15 protein-coding genes are annotated in these 14,449 nt (G+C 52.2%); 10 read left to right on the top strand and 5 right to left on the bottom strand.

Annotated features, from left to right (window positions below; all coding sequences use genetic code 11):
• The first annotated feature begins 96 nt into the window (after positions 1–96).
• The 10 genes from dapA (at position 97) to hrpB (ending at position 10,749) form a co-directional block, all read left to right on the top strand.
• Entirely contained in the window at positions 97–975 is an 879-nt protein-coding gene (gene dapA, locus AZF00_RS12010) for a 4-hydroxy-tetrahydrodipicolinate synthase (RefSeq protein WP_062383825.1), read from the top strand.
• Complete coding sequence (bamC, locus tag AZF00_RS12005; protein ID WP_082793671.1) at positions 976–2,022, top strand: outer membrane protein assembly factor BamC; 1,047 nt, start codon at positions 976–978, stop codon at positions 2,020–2,022.
• Entirely contained in the window at positions 2,022–2,780 is a 759-nt protein-coding gene (locus tag AZF00_RS12000) for an MBL fold metallo-hydrolase (RefSeq protein ID WP_062383821.1), read from the top strand. The genes bamC and AZF00_RS12000 overlap by 1 nt, the downstream gene beginning before the upstream one ends.
• A 25-nt stretch (positions 2,781–2,805) precedes the next feature.
• Positions 2,806–3,525: a phosphoribosylaminoimidazolesuccinocarboxamide synthase gene (gene purC / locus AZF00_RS11995; RefSeq protein WP_008249045.1), complete on the top strand. Its 720-nt coding sequence runs from the start codon at positions 2,806–2,808 to the stop codon at positions 3,523–3,525.
• An 86-nt stretch (positions 3,526–3,611) separates the two neighbouring features.
• The gene (locus AZF00_RS11990; protein ID WP_008249046.1) at positions 3,612–3,899 is read left to right on the top strand and encodes a hypothetical protein; all 288 of its coding nucleotides are present in this window, start codon (positions 3,612–3,614) and stop codon (positions 3,897–3,899) included.
• Between the two features lie 194 nt (positions 3,900–4,093).
• Positions 4,094–6,160 (top strand): TonB-dependent receptor, encoded by a 2,067-nt coding sequence (locus AZF00_RS11985; protein ID WP_008249047.1) that lies wholly within the window; start codon positions 4,094–4,096, stop codon positions 6,158–6,160.
• Positions 6,161–6,456: 296 nt separating this feature from the next.
• On the top strand, positions 6,457–6,672 hold the full coding sequence (locus tag AZF00_RS11980; RefSeq protein WP_008249048.1) for a hypothetical protein: 216 nt from the start codon (positions 6,457–6,459) through the stop codon (positions 6,670–6,672).
• Between the two features lie 143 nt (positions 6,673–6,815).
• Positions 6,816–7,361, top strand: a complete 546-nt coding sequence (locus tag AZF00_RS11975; protein WP_008249062.1) for a lipocalin family protein — start codon at positions 6,816–6,818, stop codon at positions 7,359–7,361.
• A gap of 12 nt (positions 7,362–7,373) precedes the next feature.
• Positions 7,374–8,087, top strand: coding sequence for a pseudouridine synthase (locus AZF00_RS11970; protein ID WP_008249063.1), 714 nt, complete (start codon positions 7,374–7,376; stop codon positions 8,085–8,087).
• Between the two features lie 127 nt (positions 8,088–8,214).
• Positions 8,215–10,749 carry an ATP-dependent helicase HrpB gene (hrpB, locus tag AZF00_RS11965; RefSeq protein ID WP_008249064.1) on the top strand — a complete coding sequence of 845 codons (2,535 nt, stop codon included), beginning with the start codon at positions 8,215–8,217 and terminating at the stop codon, positions 10,747–10,749.
• A gap of 57 nt (positions 10,750–10,806) precedes the next feature.
• Here hrpB and AZF00_RS11960 read toward each other — a convergent pair whose 3' ends face one another.
• From AZF00_RS11960 to AZF00_RS11940, 5 genes are all read right to left on the bottom strand, one after another.
• Positions 10,807–11,601, bottom strand: a complete 795-nt coding sequence (locus AZF00_RS11960; RefSeq protein WP_008249065.1) for a putative porin — start codon at positions 11,599–11,601, stop codon at positions 10,807–10,809.
• 243 nt (positions 11,602–11,844) lie between these two features.
• The gene (locus tag AZF00_RS11955; protein WP_008249066.1) at positions 11,845–12,489 is read right to left on the bottom strand and encodes a class II aldolase/adducin family protein; all 645 of its coding nucleotides are present in this window, start codon (positions 12,487–12,489) and stop codon (positions 11,845–11,847) included.
• Positions 12,489–13,376, bottom strand: coding sequence for a protease HtpX (gene htpX, locus AZF00_RS11950; RefSeq protein WP_008249067.1), 888 nt, complete (start codon positions 13,374–13,376; stop codon positions 12,489–12,491). Before htpX ends, AZF00_RS11955 begins: the two co-directional genes overlap by 1 nt.
• 62 nt (positions 13,377–13,438) lie before the next feature.
• On the bottom strand, positions 13,439–13,783 hold the full coding sequence (locus tag AZF00_RS11945) for a hypothetical protein (RefSeq protein WP_008249068.1): 345 nt from the start codon (positions 13,781–13,783) through the stop codon (positions 13,439–13,441).
• 77 nt (positions 13,784–13,860) lie between these two features.
• A complete protein-coding gene (locus tag AZF00_RS11940) occupies positions 13,861–14,346 on the bottom strand; it encodes a DnaJ domain-containing protein (protein WP_008249070.1) in 486 nt (161 codons plus the stop codon).
• Positions 14,347–14,449 lie beyond the last annotated feature (103 nt).

The raw sequence follows: 14,449 nt of genomic DNA, 5'->3' as shown, positions 1-14,449 counted from the left end.
GTTCGAGATTCCGCTGGCTTACAGTGATTTGTCCCTTGAGCTGCGTGGCACAGGCCAGTACCATTGGCGGCTTGCACCATTTTTGGAGATACAGGCATGATTTCGGGTAGCATTGTCGCCCTAGTAACACCGATGCACAGCGATGGCAGCATAGACTGGCAGGCCTTGGCACGCTTAATCGACTGGCATGTCGAGCAGGGCACTGACGGTATTGTGGCAGTCGGCACCACCGGCGAGTCCGCAACATTGGCCATGGATGAGCACAAAATGGTGATTAAAGCCTGTGTTGACCAAGTGGCTGGGCGGATAAAAGTGATTGCCGGTACTGGCGCCAACTCCACGGCTGAGGCCATTGAGTTGACTGAAGTTGCCCGAGAAGTGGGCGCTGATGCCTGTTTGTTGGTGACGCCTTACTACAATAAGCCGACCCAAGAAGGTCTTTATCAGCACTATATGGCCATAGCCAATGCGGTAGCCATTCCCCAAATTCTCTACAATGTGCCGGGCCGTACCGCCTGTGACATGGCCAATGCCACGACTATCCGTTTGGCTGAGCACCCGAATATTATTGCAATAAAAGATGCGACGGGTGATATGGCGCGGGGCAAAGCGCTTATCGACGCCGTTGGCGACAAACTTAGTGTCTTTTCTGGCGACGATGCGACCGCTGCAGAACTGATGCTCCTTGGCGGTAAGGGTAATATTTCCGTTACCGCTAATATTGCGCCAGCTGCGGTAAAGGCGGTTTGTGTGGCGGCCATGGCTGGCGACCAAGCGGCAACAGAACAAGCAGACGCACCCCTGCGAATTTTACATGAACGCCTGTTTGTGGAGTCAAACCCCATTCCGGTGAAGTGGGCCATGCTTGCTATGGGCCTGATGGAAGATGGTATTCGTTTACCGTTAACACTGCTTAGCGAAGCCGCTAGACCCCAGGTGGCCGAAGCCCTGAAACAATCGGGATTATTAGACTAAATGAGCGAAACTATGCACAGCACCGTATTTCGATTGATGACAGCGAGTCTCGGGCTGGTGGTATTGTCCGGCTGTATGTTTGGTGATAATGGCGCTTTTCGTGATCGTGGAGACGACTACCGCCAAGCAAAATTAAGTGCGCCACTGGAATTGCCACCTGAAATCAGTTCAGCCTCGCTGGACGATAAATATGTCGTGCCCGGTTTACAAACCCACACGGTATTACCAGGTAAATTTGATTTGCCACGCCCTGAGCCACTCACTAAAAATGTGGGTACTGCTGAAGTTAAAATTCAAACTTTAGAAGGTAAGAGCTGGATATTACTCGACGGTGACCCGAATCAAGTTTGGCCGCGGATGCGCGTGTTTTTGGGCCGTGCTGGTTTGAAAGTGGCCCGTGCTGACGGCGCTACCTCGACAATCGAAACCGAGTGGCGCGACCCGAATGGCGACGGCAGCACGCGTGAACGTTTTCGCTTTCGTCTCGATCAAGGTGTACAGAAAGGCACCAGTGAAATTCATATACTCACCCAGATCAACGGCGGCGATGCTTGGCCGGCGACGTCCGACTCGCTAGAGCGCGAGTCGCAGATGGTGCGGGTGGTTGCCCAGTATTTGGCCGATAGCGAGGCCGATGCGTCAGTGTCGATGTTGGCTCAGCGTAGTGATGGCAAGGGTAAAATCTTTCTTGAAGGTGCGGAAGACGGCGCTGATGGCCGCTATTTACGCCTTTTGTTGCCAGAAGATCGCGCTTGGGCGGCCTTGGGTTTAGCATTGGTTAAGGCCGGGTTTGAAATAGAAGACGACCGTCGCGAAGTGAATAAATATTGGCTCACTTATATCGATCCCGAGGCAGAGGAAATGGGCTGGTTTTCGCGTATTTTCAGTGCCCGCCGCCCAGATTTGAGTCGCTACGTCGTAGAATTGCGCCCAGTTGGCGAAGGCAAGGCTGAGTCGCTGATCTTCCTGAACTACCAAAAAGGTCGCCGCTTGCGGGAAACTGAACGCGAAAATCTCCTTAAGCGCATTATGGGGTATATGTATTAGTGCGCTTCGCATCTCTGGGTAGTGGCAGTAAAGGAAACGCTACCCTGCTTGAAACTGAGCAAAGCTGTATTCTGATCGACTGCGGTTTCAGTATAAAGGAAACCGAGCGCCGCATGGCCAGGCTTGGTAGGGCGCCAAGTGATTTGACCGCTATCCTGGTTACCCATGAGCACAGCGACCACATCAAAGGGGTGTTGCCCCTGGCGCGTAAATACAAGGTGCCGGTGTATTGCAGCTACGGTACTGGCGAGCACGGTCAATTGCGGCTTTCGCATCACTGGCGGCATTTGGAGTTGGGCACGGCAATCGACATTGGTGGAATTTCAGTGATGCCGGTCGCCGTTCCCCACGATGCCCGTGAACCCTGCCAATTTGTGTTCAGTTACCGAAAAAAAACGTTTGGGCTGCTCACGGATTTAGGTAGTATTACGCCCGTCGTTAGAGAGCACTATCAACGCTGTGATGCGCTCTTACTTGAGTGTAATCACGACGTAACTATGCTCGCCAATGGCCCGTACCCCTATTCGCTGAAACTGCGCGTTGGCGGGGATTGGGGACACTTGAATAATCAGCAGGCGGCTAGCCTGCTAGAAGACGCCGAGGTTGCCCGGCTTCAACACGTGGTCATTGCCCACCTGAGTGAAAAGAACAACACGCCCGCGCTGGCGAGAATGGCGATTGAACCGATGTTGGTAAACAGTGACGCGCTGCTGTCTGCCGACCAAGAGGCTGGTTTCGACTGGCTGGATATAGCGTGATCTTTTTGTGCTAATGAGGCAAACCATGGAAAAACGCGAAGAGTTGTATTCCGGTAAGGCAAAGTCAGTTTTCAAGACTGACGATCCAGACCGTTATATCCTCAATTTCAGAAATGACACCTCGGCCTTCGACGGTCTGCGGGTAGAGCAGCTGGATCGCAAAGGCATGGTGAACAATAAGTTCAATGCCTTCATTATGAACGCCTTGCAGGCGGCTGGTATCCCAACCCATTTTGAAAAGCTGTTGTCTGACAACGACGCGCTGGTTAAAAAATTGGATATGCTGCCCATAGAATGCGTGGTGCGCAATATTGCAGCGGGTTCTATTGTAAAGCGTTTAGGCGTAGAAGAGGGCTTGGAGCTCAATCCGCCGACCTTCGAAATGTTTTTGAAGAACGACGCCCTGCATGACCCGATGATCAACGAATTCCATATTCGCTCCTTTGGCTGGGCAAACGATGCTCAGCTTGATCGCATGAAGGAATTAACCTTTAAGGTTAACGACGTGCTGCAAAAGATGTTTGCGGACGCTGGCATGCTACTAGTTGACTACAAGCTGGAGTTTGGCGTGTTTAGCGATGGCGAAATCCATCTTGGCGACGAATTCTCGCCAGACGGCTGCCGCCTATGGGACAAAGACACTCGCGAAAAGCTCGATAAAGACCGCTTCCGCCAAGGCCTTGGCAATGTGGTTGAGTCCTATGAATTAGTTGGTCGCCGTTTGGGTATCGATTTCGACGCCTAAACTGTTAGCGCGTAACTCCTTGCTCAATCTCACCGCCCTGCGTTAGCATAGCCACTCGCTTGTTAACGCAGCATTGCGCCGCTCCCATGAAACTTAGTCTTCAGCATAAACGCCTATCACTGGCGGCACTGTTATTACTGTGCCTCAGTTGGTCGCTATGGCTGCAAGGTAATCATATTCATGTGGCAGAGCACAGCCCACTCAGTGAATGTGTGGTTTGTCATTACAGTGGCGTTGCGGCCACGAGTGATCCCTTTAGCCCCTATATTCCTGCGGCACTACCAAGCCGTCATGACTTGGCGCTACCCAGCGTTTTTCGCGCAAGCATTGTGCTGCGCCCGCCCGCTCGGGCACCTCCGGTATTTTTTGTCTAAATCGCATTACGCGAAACATCAGCTCGCCTCGTAAATTTATTGCGCTTGTGAATTGGCGCAATGCGCCTGTGCATTTATTTCACTGTCGGGCCTGATGTTTTCTGCGGCACTAATTTGCGCAGCTATTTTGCCGAACAAGGTGTTTAGCCTTGTGCAAATAGCTTTTAAGACATTCGATATTTAGGAACAACACAATGAACTGGAAAATGAAAATTGCTCTGGCGGGCGTCTGCGCCCAGCCACTATCCGTATTCGCAGAAGACAATCGCCATATGGAACATGTCTTAGTGACCACTTCTATTCATAAAAACGAAGCGCAGACCGCCTTGCCTTTAACAGTGTTGAGTGGAGAGGAGCTGCGCCGGCAGGCAGCAGCGACGATTGGCGAAACCCTAAATCATTCGCCGGGATTGAGCAGTGCCAGCTTTGGGCCTGCAGTAGGGCAGCCCGTAATACGCGGACAGCAGGGGCCGCGGGTACAGCTACTGCAAAATAGCTTGTCGAGTTTAGATGTATCTTCTAATAGTGCCGATCATGCCGTTTCGGTTGAGCCAATACTGGCCGATAGTATAGAAATTCTGCGCGGCCCAGCGACCTTGCTGTATGGCGGCGGTGCAATTGGTGGGGTAATTAATGTCTTGGATGGCCGAGTGCCCAGCAAGGCGATTGACGGTGTTAGCGGCGCGGCAGAGCTGCGCCACAGCAGTGTCGATGACGGTCGCAGCGGGGTGTTTAGGGTCGACGCCGGTGATGGCAACTGGGCGGTGCATATCGACTCATTGTACCGCGACTGGGGCTACCCAGAAATTCCAGGCTTAGCGATTAACCCGCGTAACATCGAGGACACCGATGAAAGCAGTGAGGGCTTTATTGCCAATGCCGACGGTCGCACCCGTCGCACGACTTTAGGCAGTGCCTACCATTTTGAAGATGGCTACTTTGGGCTAAGTTATAGCGAGCTAGACAATGTCTATGGTATTCCCGCAGGCGTGCATCATCACCATGATGAGGAAGACGGCGTGGGGGCAGTAGAAGAAGCTGAAGAGGGTGTTAATCTCGCGGTAAGTCAAAAGCGCTGGGATCTTGCCGGTGATCAACATTTTGATGGTTTTTTGGAGCTACTGCGCTGGCGCCTGGCGTATAGCGATTACCAACATCAAGAGATAGAAGCCAGTGGCGACGTTGGCACTACATTTAATAAAGAGGCGTGGACGGGGCGGCTGGAATTGGCGCATCAAACGTTTAGCTATTGGGGTGGAGACTGGCATGGTGTATTCGGTGCGCAGTGGCTAGAGGCCGATTTCTCGGCGCTTGGCGAAGAATCCTTTGTGCCCGTAAACACCACTCGTCAGCTGGGTTTGTTCTGGCTAGAGGACTATCACGCTAAGAATTGGTCGCTTGAGGCGGGCTTGCGTGCCGATATGGATCGCCTTTCTGCAGAGCAGGACACTATAAAAGACCACGATACCGACAGCATCAGTGCTTCATTGGCGGGCTTATATGAATTGAATAATAGCTGGACGGCGTCATTATCGCTTTCGAGCTCGCGTCGAGCGCCGACAGCCGAGGAGCGTTTTTCAAATATCGGCAATACCGCCGGCAGCTACGTTGTGCATGGCGCCACTGGTGCCGTTGAGCTTGGTGATGAGCAATTGGACAGCGAAGAGGCGCAAAATATCGACCTGAGCTTGCGTGCTGAGTATGAAATGGTCAGCGCTAAAATTACCGCGTTTTCGAATCAATTTAATGATTTTATTTATTTAGAAAATACTGGCAATGAGGTGGATGGCGTAGACGTCCTCGCGTACCGGCAACAAGACGCGATCTTTCAAGGGCTTGAGTATGAGCTTGATTGGTCGTTTTACAGTAGTGCTAAACAGACTTATCGCCTAGGCCTATTTGGTGACCGTATAAAAGGTGAACTGGATAACGGCGATAGCGCCCCTCGTCTGCCGCCGGGACATGACGGTGTGCGCCTTAATTGGCAAGCACAGAACTGGCAGGCTGATTTAAGTGTGGTTTACGCTCACGCGCAGACCAAACCAGGGGCCAATGAGCTGCCTACCGCGAGTTATAAGCGCATTGATATGACTGTGTCGCGGGCCTTTGATCTTGCCGACGTGCAATACACGATCATGCTAAAAGGCCGAAACTTAGGTGACGACGAAATTCGCAGTGCCAGCTCCTTTATTCGCGACTACGCCCCCGAAGCAGGCCGAGGCATTGAGCTGGCATTGCAGATGCAGTTTGGCGATAACTGAGAATGAATGGCCATTTTATTCGACAAGGCGTGTTGGTATTAATGCGGATTGCGAAAAAAAATGGCCTAACTCAGGAACATAGCGCTGGGTAGCGCGGTCATAAACTCCGAATGCAAACATTTCGATGCGAGCTAATTTGTGATCGCGTGTTGTATTTCAAACTTACTTTATAGGGAGCTGCTAGGTTGAATGTCAGGCTGAAAGAAATCGTATAAGACGATATTAATTTCAGTGGAAGTAAGTTTTTTCAGTACGAAAATCCCTAAAACTGAATCTACTCATGGAGAGTATCAAACATGAAAGCATTACTTGAAAATTTAAAATCAACGCAAAGCAGCAAGCTTTTGGTTGCCTTTTTTATTGTGGCCAGCGCAATGTTCGCGATTAGCGCTTGTGAAAAAGGACCTGCTGAGAAAGCGGGCGAAAGTATCGATCAGGGTATTGAAGACACCAAAGATGCTTACAACGAAGGTGTCGAAGAAGTGCAAGACGAAATAGACGACCACAGCTAATTGTAGGTCGCCTATTTTGACGTCGCAGCGCAGCTTACCGCGCTGCTAATCGGGCTGTGTTAGGGCGTTATTGCGCAAAACACAGCCCGATTTTTTTGTCTGTGATATTCTGTGCCTCGGGAATAGCGTTGATTGGGGGGAGAATGCCAAAATTTATTTGCCTAGCCTTATTGGCTTTTTTGGCGGCTTGCACCAAATTGCCCAGTGGCGTGACGCCGGTGCACGACTTTGATAAAGACAAATATCTGGGTAAATGGTATGAAATAGCCCGTTTAGATCATCGTTTTGAGGCCGGCTTGAGTCAGGTGACGGCGGACTATAGTTTGCGCGATGATGGCGGCATACGGGTAATTAATCGTGGCTATTCCGCAGCGGATGGGGAATGGCGCGAGGCAGAAGGTCGGGCCTACTTTATTGATGATGAATCGACAGCCCATTTAAAAGTATCATTTTTTGGCCCGTTCTACTCATCGTATGTGGTCTTTGGTCTCGGGCTTGCTGCAGACAAAACGCGTTATGAAACGGCGTTTGTTAGCGGTTATAACAAATCCTATCTCTGGCTCTTGGCCAGAACGCCAGTGGTGAGCGACGAATTGATTAGTCGCTTTGTGAATAAGGCACGATCACTGGGTTTTGACACCGGCAGCTTGCTTTACGTCAAACACCCAAAATCAATTGAAGAACGCTAAATTGGCCCTCATTTGTCCTCTTCTAAGTCAAGGCTAGACCGCTTTATTAGCCGCCAAACTGGTATTAAGCGCGGCGATGTTAGGTCGGTTCTCGCGCAGGGGCGGGTGCTGGTAGACGGCAAAGCGGCGCGGGATATTGCCCAGCAAATCGATCAGTTCTCCCACGTTACGTTTGACGGTCGCAGCCTCCAAGCGCAACAAGCTTTGTATGTCATGCTCAATAAGCCCGCAGCGGTGGTCAGTGCGACTAAAGATGCAGAACATACTACCGTTATAGACATCCTACGCCGTGATGACCGAGAGCAACTGCATATTGCCGGCCGCTTAGACTTCAATTCCACGGGCTTGATCTTGCTCAGTAATGATGGTGATTGGTCTAGGCAGTTAAGCTTGCCGGAGCGTCAAATACCAAAGGTATATACCGTGACGCTTGCGCAGCCGTTAAATACTGATTATGTTGCGGCCTTTGCGGCGGGCATGTACTTTGAGTATGAGAACATCACCACCCGTCCCGCGCAGTTAAGGATTGTGTCTGACTATGTGGCGGAGGTCAGCTTATGCGAGGGCCGCTATCACCAAATCAAACGCATGTTTGGGCGTTTCCAAAATGAGGTTTTAACATTGCATCGCCACCGCATTGGTGGCCTAGATTTGGATGAGAGCTTGGCCCCGGGTGAGAGCCGCGATTTAACCCGCAGTGAACTTGCTCAGATAGCTCACTACTAAAATACGAGTCGGTTTTCACTCGCGTCTTCTGTCTCCCATCAAGTGTCTTCCGCCAATCCTGCCGTAAACTGCATTATACTGCCAAGCCAGAAAAACCTGTATTCCCAGCTTGGAGTCTAAGCCGCACATGGCTGACCTACCGATCGAAAGCCTAATCCCTGATATTCGTTTAGTCTTGGCAAATCACCACGAATTGGTTCTGGAAGCACCACCCGGCGCTGGTAAAACCACGCGGGTGCCCTTGGCCTTGCTAAATGAGCCGTGGTTGGCTGGCCAGCGTATTTTAATGCTGGAACCCCGCCGTATTGCCGCGCGGGCCGCCGCTGAGCGCATGGCCGAGGTGATCGGAGAAACAGCGGGGCAAACCGTCGGCTACCGCATGCGGATGGACAGCGCAGTAAGCAAGCACACCCGTATTGAGGTGGTCACTGAGGGCGTACTAACAAGGATGTTGCACGACGACCCTTCATTGGCGGGTATCGGTCTCGTTATTTTTGACGAATTCCACGAGCGTAGTCTTGATGCAGATTTGGGCCTCGCGCTCACCCTCGAGGGTCGAAGCTTGTTTGGCGAGCTGAGGGACGCCCCGCTAAAAGTGTTATTGATGTCGGCGACATTAGATGGTCAGCGTATTGCCGATTTATTTAACCGCGACGACGCGGCTCAGGCCACGGTGTTACGCAGCGAGGGCCGCCAGTATCCGGTTAGGCTGCGCTATGGCAATGCCTACCGTCATGAACAAAACACCGTTGACCGCGTTTGTGCGGCCGTGCATGAGGCCTTGCGAGATGAGACGGGCAGTATCCTCGTATTTCTACCGGGGCAGGGCGAGATTCGCCGCTGTGCGATGAGCTTGGCAAATAGCGTGGCTAAGGATGTGATTATTGCGCCACTGTATGGCGATTTAAGTCTGCTTGAACAGCGCTTGGCGATCGCACCAGCGCCGCTAGGCCAGCGCAAAGTGGTATTGGCAACTAGCATTGCCGAAAGCAGTTTGACCATTGAGGGCATCCGCGTGGTGGTGGACAGCGGTTTGGCGCGCCTGCCAGCATTTGATCCGCGCACGGGGATGACTCGCCTCACCACCAAGCGTTTGTCCAAGGCCTCGTCTCAGCAACGCGCTGGGCGGGCTGGGCGATTAAGCGAGGGCGTGTGTTACCGCTTGTGGAGTGAGTCGCAGCAAGCCGAGTTGGCGGCTTACAATGAGCCAGAAATTTTACAGGCGGATCTAAGCGCCTTTGCGCTGCAGCTACTGCGTTGGGGTGTTACTGACCCGAGTCAATTAACGTGGTTAGATTCGCCGCCAGACGCGGCTTTTCAGCAGGCGCTGGATTTGTTGTTGGCCCTAGGCGCGCTGCGTCGCGACGAGAATCGTCTGCAAATTACCACGCATGGCGAAGCGATGGCGAGCTTGCCGGTACACCCGCGTTTAGCGCATATGTTGTTAAAAGGCGGTGAATTTGGTGCCGCGCCACTAGCCTGTGCAATTGCTGCGCTGCTCAGTGAACGAGATTTTGGTCCCCGCGATAGTGCCGACATTCAATCACGGCTTGCCGTGCTACTCGGGGAGCAGCGTGCGGATCGTCAGCAACAAGGTATTGTTGCTCGCCTGAAAAAACAACAGCAGGCATACATGCGAATCTTAGCGCAAAGTGCCGATATCAAGGGCGGCGCTAAGGATATTGATGCTGGCGTCTTACTGGCTTATGCCTATCCAGATCGTATTGCCAAACAGCGTCGCGAGCGTGGCCGCGATTATGTGCTGAGTAATGGTCGCGCCGCGAGCTTAAACGAGGCCGATGCCTTGAATGCGTCGCCTTGGTTGGTCGTGGCGAGCTTGGGGGGCACGGCGGGGGGGCGCAGTGATTTTATTCAGCTCGCGTCGTCGCTGAACCCTGCGCATTTTGGTGGGCTGCTGGCGAACCAGGTAAAAACCTTTGAGCAAGCAGATTGGAACGACGACAAAGGCCGCTTTATTGCCGAGCGTAGTGACCTGGTTGGCAGCTTGGTATGGCGGCGGCAGATTTTGAATACGATTTCTGCCGAGCAAAAGATTAGCGCCTTGCTTGCTTTTGTACAGCGCCGGGGTTTGGCGGTATTTGATTGGCCTGAGTCGCTCGTCCAGTGGCGGGCAAGGCTAATGCTGGCGGCTAAATTAGATTGTCAGCCCGGTAACTGGCCTGACTTAAGCGATGAGGCGCTAATGAATACGCTTGCAGTATGGCTTGCACCGTATTTGGCTGGCGTCAATTCATTGCATGATTTTAAGCGTTTAAATTTGGGTGATATTCTCGCTGCAAGCCTAGACTGGCCCCAACGCCAAGCTTTGGATACGTTGTTTCCCGAGCGCTTTGCGGTGCCATCGGGTTCACATATCAAAATTGATTACAGCCAAACGCCGCCGGTACTGGCGGTAAAACTGCAAGAAATGTTCGGCTGCACGGTAAACCCCGCAGTGGGCAATGGACGTCAGCCCTTGCTTTTACATCTGTTGTCGCCAGCGCGGCGCCCCCTGCAAGTAACGCAAGATTTGGCGGGCTTTTGGCAGGGCAGTTATCATGATGTAAAAAAAGAAATGAAGGGCCGATATCCCAAGCACCCCTGGCCAGAAAATCCTTTAGAAAGCCTGCCCACTGCGCGGCTTAAACCGCGCGGGACCTGATATGAAAAAACCGCCGGTTTCGCGGCGGTTTTCAGGGTAGTGACAAGTGATTTTAAATTAGAAGCGCATAGCGGCGCCAAACATGATGCCGTCTGAATCCACGTCAATATTATTAAACTCGGTGCTTGAGTCAAAGATCGACAGGGTAAGCTCAACTTGCTCACTGGGGAAGAAACTCGCATCAATGCCAACTGTGTCGCGAGTTACATCACCGACGTCAGCAATGCCCGCGTTCAAGCCGATACCGAACATGGTGTTGAAGTAATAAGTACCGCCTACCGCAATTTGGTAGCCGCTATCGTCGTCAGTGTCGATATAGCCAACAGCCACGTCAAAGGCAACTGAAGCACCTTGGTTCAGTGGGTTTACACCGTGGAAGGTAACGTCGAGGTAATCTACGTCGGCGTTATTGTCATCTTCAGTGGTATAGCTAACTACCACGTCGGTATTGTCGTTTAAGTAGGTACCCACACCAACGCGGATCGTGTCGGTGTCTGAATTACCATCGTCTTCTGTTGTCCAGTCGGCTTCAATAATGACGTTGGTTGCGGTAACAAAGCGGCCGCCGATACTAGTCGTTTCTTCTTCGTCAGCATTTGCAACGTCGTCTTCTTGGCTGAAAAAGATAAAGCTTAGGGATGAGGATTTGTCGAGAAAACTGGCTTCGGCCAGCGGGCCTTTGCTGGTATCTACTTTGTCGAAATGAAATTCACCACCGATACCAAAACCGTCGTAGTCGGTGTCAGCACTTTCGCCTTGGGCGTAAACAGCGCCAAGCTCAAATTGATAGTCGGCATAGGCATGGCTGGTTGCCACAATCGCGATGGCGCTGGCTAATAGAGTCTTTTTCATTTTTACATCCCCGTTATGAACAGTTGTCAGCCAATGTAGTCTTGGCTAATGACAGGCTCTTTATGATTATGTGACATTTTAAAGTGCACACATTTGCACCAATATCGATCTGTATTATGTTTATGCTCGATATTGGTGCGATTGAGGTTAGCACAGGGTTTTTGAATTGAATACCACGGTGAGCTTGAATTTTGGAGGTAAAATTCACAGTGTAACTAGGTGGGAAAGGGCCGTGCTTTAGGCTTAATTTTGTTGGCCGTAATCGGCGTAACGGCTTAACACGTCGGCCATTTCTGCCTCATTGAGAATCACCGGTTCACCGCCCTGTAGGCTTAAATAGTAGTTGGCGGCTAATTCTTCAATGTCTTTCGCCAATGCGAGTGCGCGCAGGGGATCTGCGGCATAGGCAATTTGGCCGTGATTGGCCATGAGGCAGGCGCGGCGCTGTTGCAGTGCGGTGCTAACGTAATCTGATAATTCCTGGGTGCCGTAGGCGGCGTATTGAGCGCAGGGGATCGAGTCACCGCCCGCGATAGCAACCATATAATGAAACGCGGGGATCGCGCGGCGTTGGCACGCCAGCACGGTAGCGTAGCGGGAGTGGCAGTGGACAATGCCACCCGCTTCCGGGTGATCGAGATAAACCTGCCAGTGCATACGCCATTCGCTTGAGGGCTTGCGCTGATTCTTGGGAATGTCACCATCACTGTCGATATAGACCAAATCGCCGGGGCGAGTATTACCCGCCAACTGGCCGCTGGCCGAGATTAGCATGCCGCCGTCAGCGGTGCGTACCGAGGCGTTGCCGCTGGCGCCGGGGCTTAGGTTGCTATTGCTCATGCCATGTAGCGCGGCAACCAGTTGCGAGCGCTCTACGGTAAAGGCCATTACAGGCTATTCCGTAGGGCTTGAATGCGCTTTTCGAGTGGTGGGTGTGAGCTGAATAGCGCGGCTAAATCTGACTTGGTCTGGCTGCTAATACCAAAGGCGCTCATTTCGCCGGGTAGGTCTGTGGGCAAGCCCTGTTGAGCTTGCAAGCGCTGCAGCGCGGCGATCATGTCGTCGCGGCCGGCAAGGCTGGCGCCCGCGGCGTCGGCGCGAAATTCCCGCCACCGTGAAAACCACATCACAATAGTCGATGCCAAAATGCCCAAGACCATTTCGGCGATAAACGTGGTGACATAAAACGCAATGCCGTGACCACGCTCGGTTTTAAAGACCGTGCGATCCACAGTGTGGCCAATAATTCGAGCAAAAAACATCACAAAGGTGTTCACCACGCCTTGAATTAGGGTCAAGGTAATCATATCGCCATTGGCGACGTGGCCAATCTCGTGGGCGAGTACCGCGCGCACTTCATTGCGGCGCATTTGTCGCAGCAGGCCTTCTGATACGGCAACGAGCGCTGCATTGCGGTTCCAGCCGGTGGCAAAGGCATTGGCCGATGGCGATGGGAATATCGCGACCTCCGGCATACCGATACCGGCTTTTTGAGCCAGCTCGGCAACTGTTTCGAGTAACCAGCGCTCTTCGCTGGTATTGGGTGTGGTGATGACTTGCGCATGCGTGGCGCGTTTGGCCATCCATTTGGAGATAAGCAGGGAGATCAGCGATCCACTCATGCCAAAAACCGCGCAGAAAACCAGCAGCGAGCTGAGATTTAGATCAATGCCATTGCTGGCCATGATACTTTCTACGCCGAGTAGGCTCAGGGTAATACTCGCAACGAAAACGACCGCCAAGTTGGTGGCAAGAAATAACAGAATTCGCATCATGACGCAGACTTCCAATGTTTAAGGGCAGAACTTAGATGGAGGCTTAGTCGTTGAGTTTCAAGTCATGCACCCAAAATATCATCTTCGTTCGGCGCAATATCGCTACTTGCTGGCGTGGCCGAGTCATTTTGCTCTGTCGTGGCTGTTTCGTCATCAAATAGTGAGGGTGTGTCGCTCAGGATCGGCGGCCCCGGTTTAACGATGGGTTGATTATTGTCATCAAGTTCGCAGGCTAAAGCTTGGGCGCGCAGATGGATATCTTTACTGCTTTGCTCAAAAATAACATTTGCCACCTCGTCGCTGTGGACGGTTCGGAATAGCAGGCGCCTATCGCGCCCATCTAACCACTGCTGCTGTTTGCCGAGGTAGTGTCCGTGCTGGTTTTGGATGACAAAAATAGTAGCCATTGAATCCCTTGTTTGGATAAGCGGTTGTCGAAACGGGGCGAATTTTAGCGCGTTTGAGCGAGCAATTGAATTGGGTTTCAGCTGCCGCGTTTGCCCAGCAGCACATCTTTAGCATCGTTTATTTGACTGGCGAGAAAGTCATTGCCGCCGCGATCAGGATGGAATTTCTGCATTAATTGACGATGCGCGGTAATGATTTCTTCGTCACTGGCCCCGGGTTTAAGGCCGAGTACATTGAGGGCCTGCTGCTGATTCATATTGCTGCTGGGGCGTTGCGGGGGTGCCTGTTCATCTTGCGCGCTGCCCTTGGTTTTGCCGCTGATGCGATGGTATATGTGCTTAAGAATATACTGGCGGACAAAGGGCAGGGCGCCGCCAACGAGGCCCGCAATCCAATGAACTCTGCCGGTTACTGACAGCAGTACCAGCGCAGCCGCGCCTAAGCCAATAATTAGGCTGGTATAGTAGCCTCGGCGCTCATTGGCAGGTTTGGCTTGTACGGTTTTTACAAAACGATACAGGCCGTAGAGAACAAGCACTGCAAAAAGTAAACGAATGATCATGCTAAGTCCTTGAGGGGTGTAATTGCCTGTGCAGGCGCTACCCGTGAATTAAGCTGTGTTAAAGTATAAAGCCTTGTGGGCGATAGACCCACCAATAGTATTC

It is taken from the genome of Zhongshania aliphaticivorans (assembly GCF_001586255.1).
GTDB classification, from domain to species: Bacteria; Pseudomonadota; Gammaproteobacteria; order Pseudomonadales; family Spongiibacteraceae; genus Spongiibacter; species Spongiibacter aliphaticivorans.
Note: the sequence above shows the minus strand (reverse complement) of the source record. Positions and strands in the feature narration are given on the sequence as shown.

What these genes read in the sequence shown, in the direction of transcription:
- dapA (WP_062383825.1), top strand. Translation starts at nt 97, where the DNA reads ATGATTTCGGGTAGCATTGTCGCCCTAGTAACACCGATGCACAGCGAT.
- bamC (WP_082793671.1), top strand. Translation starts at nt 976, where the DNA reads ATGAGCGAAACTATGCACAGCACCGTATTTCGATTGATGACAGCGAGT.
- purC (WP_008249045.1), top strand. Translation starts at nt 2,806, where the DNA reads ATGGAAAAACGCGAAGAGTTGTATTCCGGTAAGGCAAAGTCAGTTTTC.
- AZF00_RS11990 (WP_008249046.1), top strand. Translation starts at nt 3,612, where the DNA reads ATGAAACTTAGTCTTCAGCATAAACGCCTATCACTGGCGGCACTGTTA.
- AZF00_RS11985 (WP_008249047.1), top strand. Translation starts at nt 4,094, where the DNA reads ATGAACTGGAAAATGAAAATTGCTCTGGCGGGCGTCTGCGCCCAGCCA.
- AZF00_RS11980 (WP_008249048.1), top strand. Translation starts at nt 6,457, where the DNA reads ATGAAAGCATTACTTGAAAATTTAAAATCAACGCAAAGCAGCAAGCTT.
- AZF00_RS11975 (WP_008249062.1), top strand. Translation starts at nt 6,816, where the DNA reads ATGCCAAAATTTATTTGCCTAGCCTTATTGGCTTTTTTGGCGGCTTGC.
- hrpB (WP_008249064.1), top strand. Translation starts at nt 8,215, where the DNA reads ATGGCTGACCTACCGATCGAAAGCCTAATCCCTGATATTCGTTTAGTC.
- AZF00_RS11960 (WP_008249065.1), bottom strand. Translation starts at nt 11,601, where the DNA reads ATGAAAAAGACTCTATTAGCCAGCGCCATCGCGATTGTGGCAACCAGC.
- AZF00_RS11955 (WP_008249066.1), bottom strand. Translation starts at nt 12,489, where the DNA reads ATGGCCTTTACCGTAGAGCGCTCGCAACTGGTTGCCGCGCTACATGGC.
- htpX (WP_008249067.1), bottom strand. Translation starts at nt 13,376, where the DNA reads ATGATGCGAATTCTGTTATTTCTTGCCACCAACTTGGCGGTCGTTTTC.
- AZF00_RS11945 (WP_008249068.1), bottom strand. Translation starts at nt 13,783, where the DNA reads ATGGCTACTATTTTTGTCATCCAAAACCAGCACGGACACTACCTCGGC.
- AZF00_RS11940 (WP_008249070.1), bottom strand. Translation starts at nt 14,346, where the DNA reads ATGATCATTCGTTTACTTTTTGCAGTGCTTGTTCTCTACGGCCTGTAT.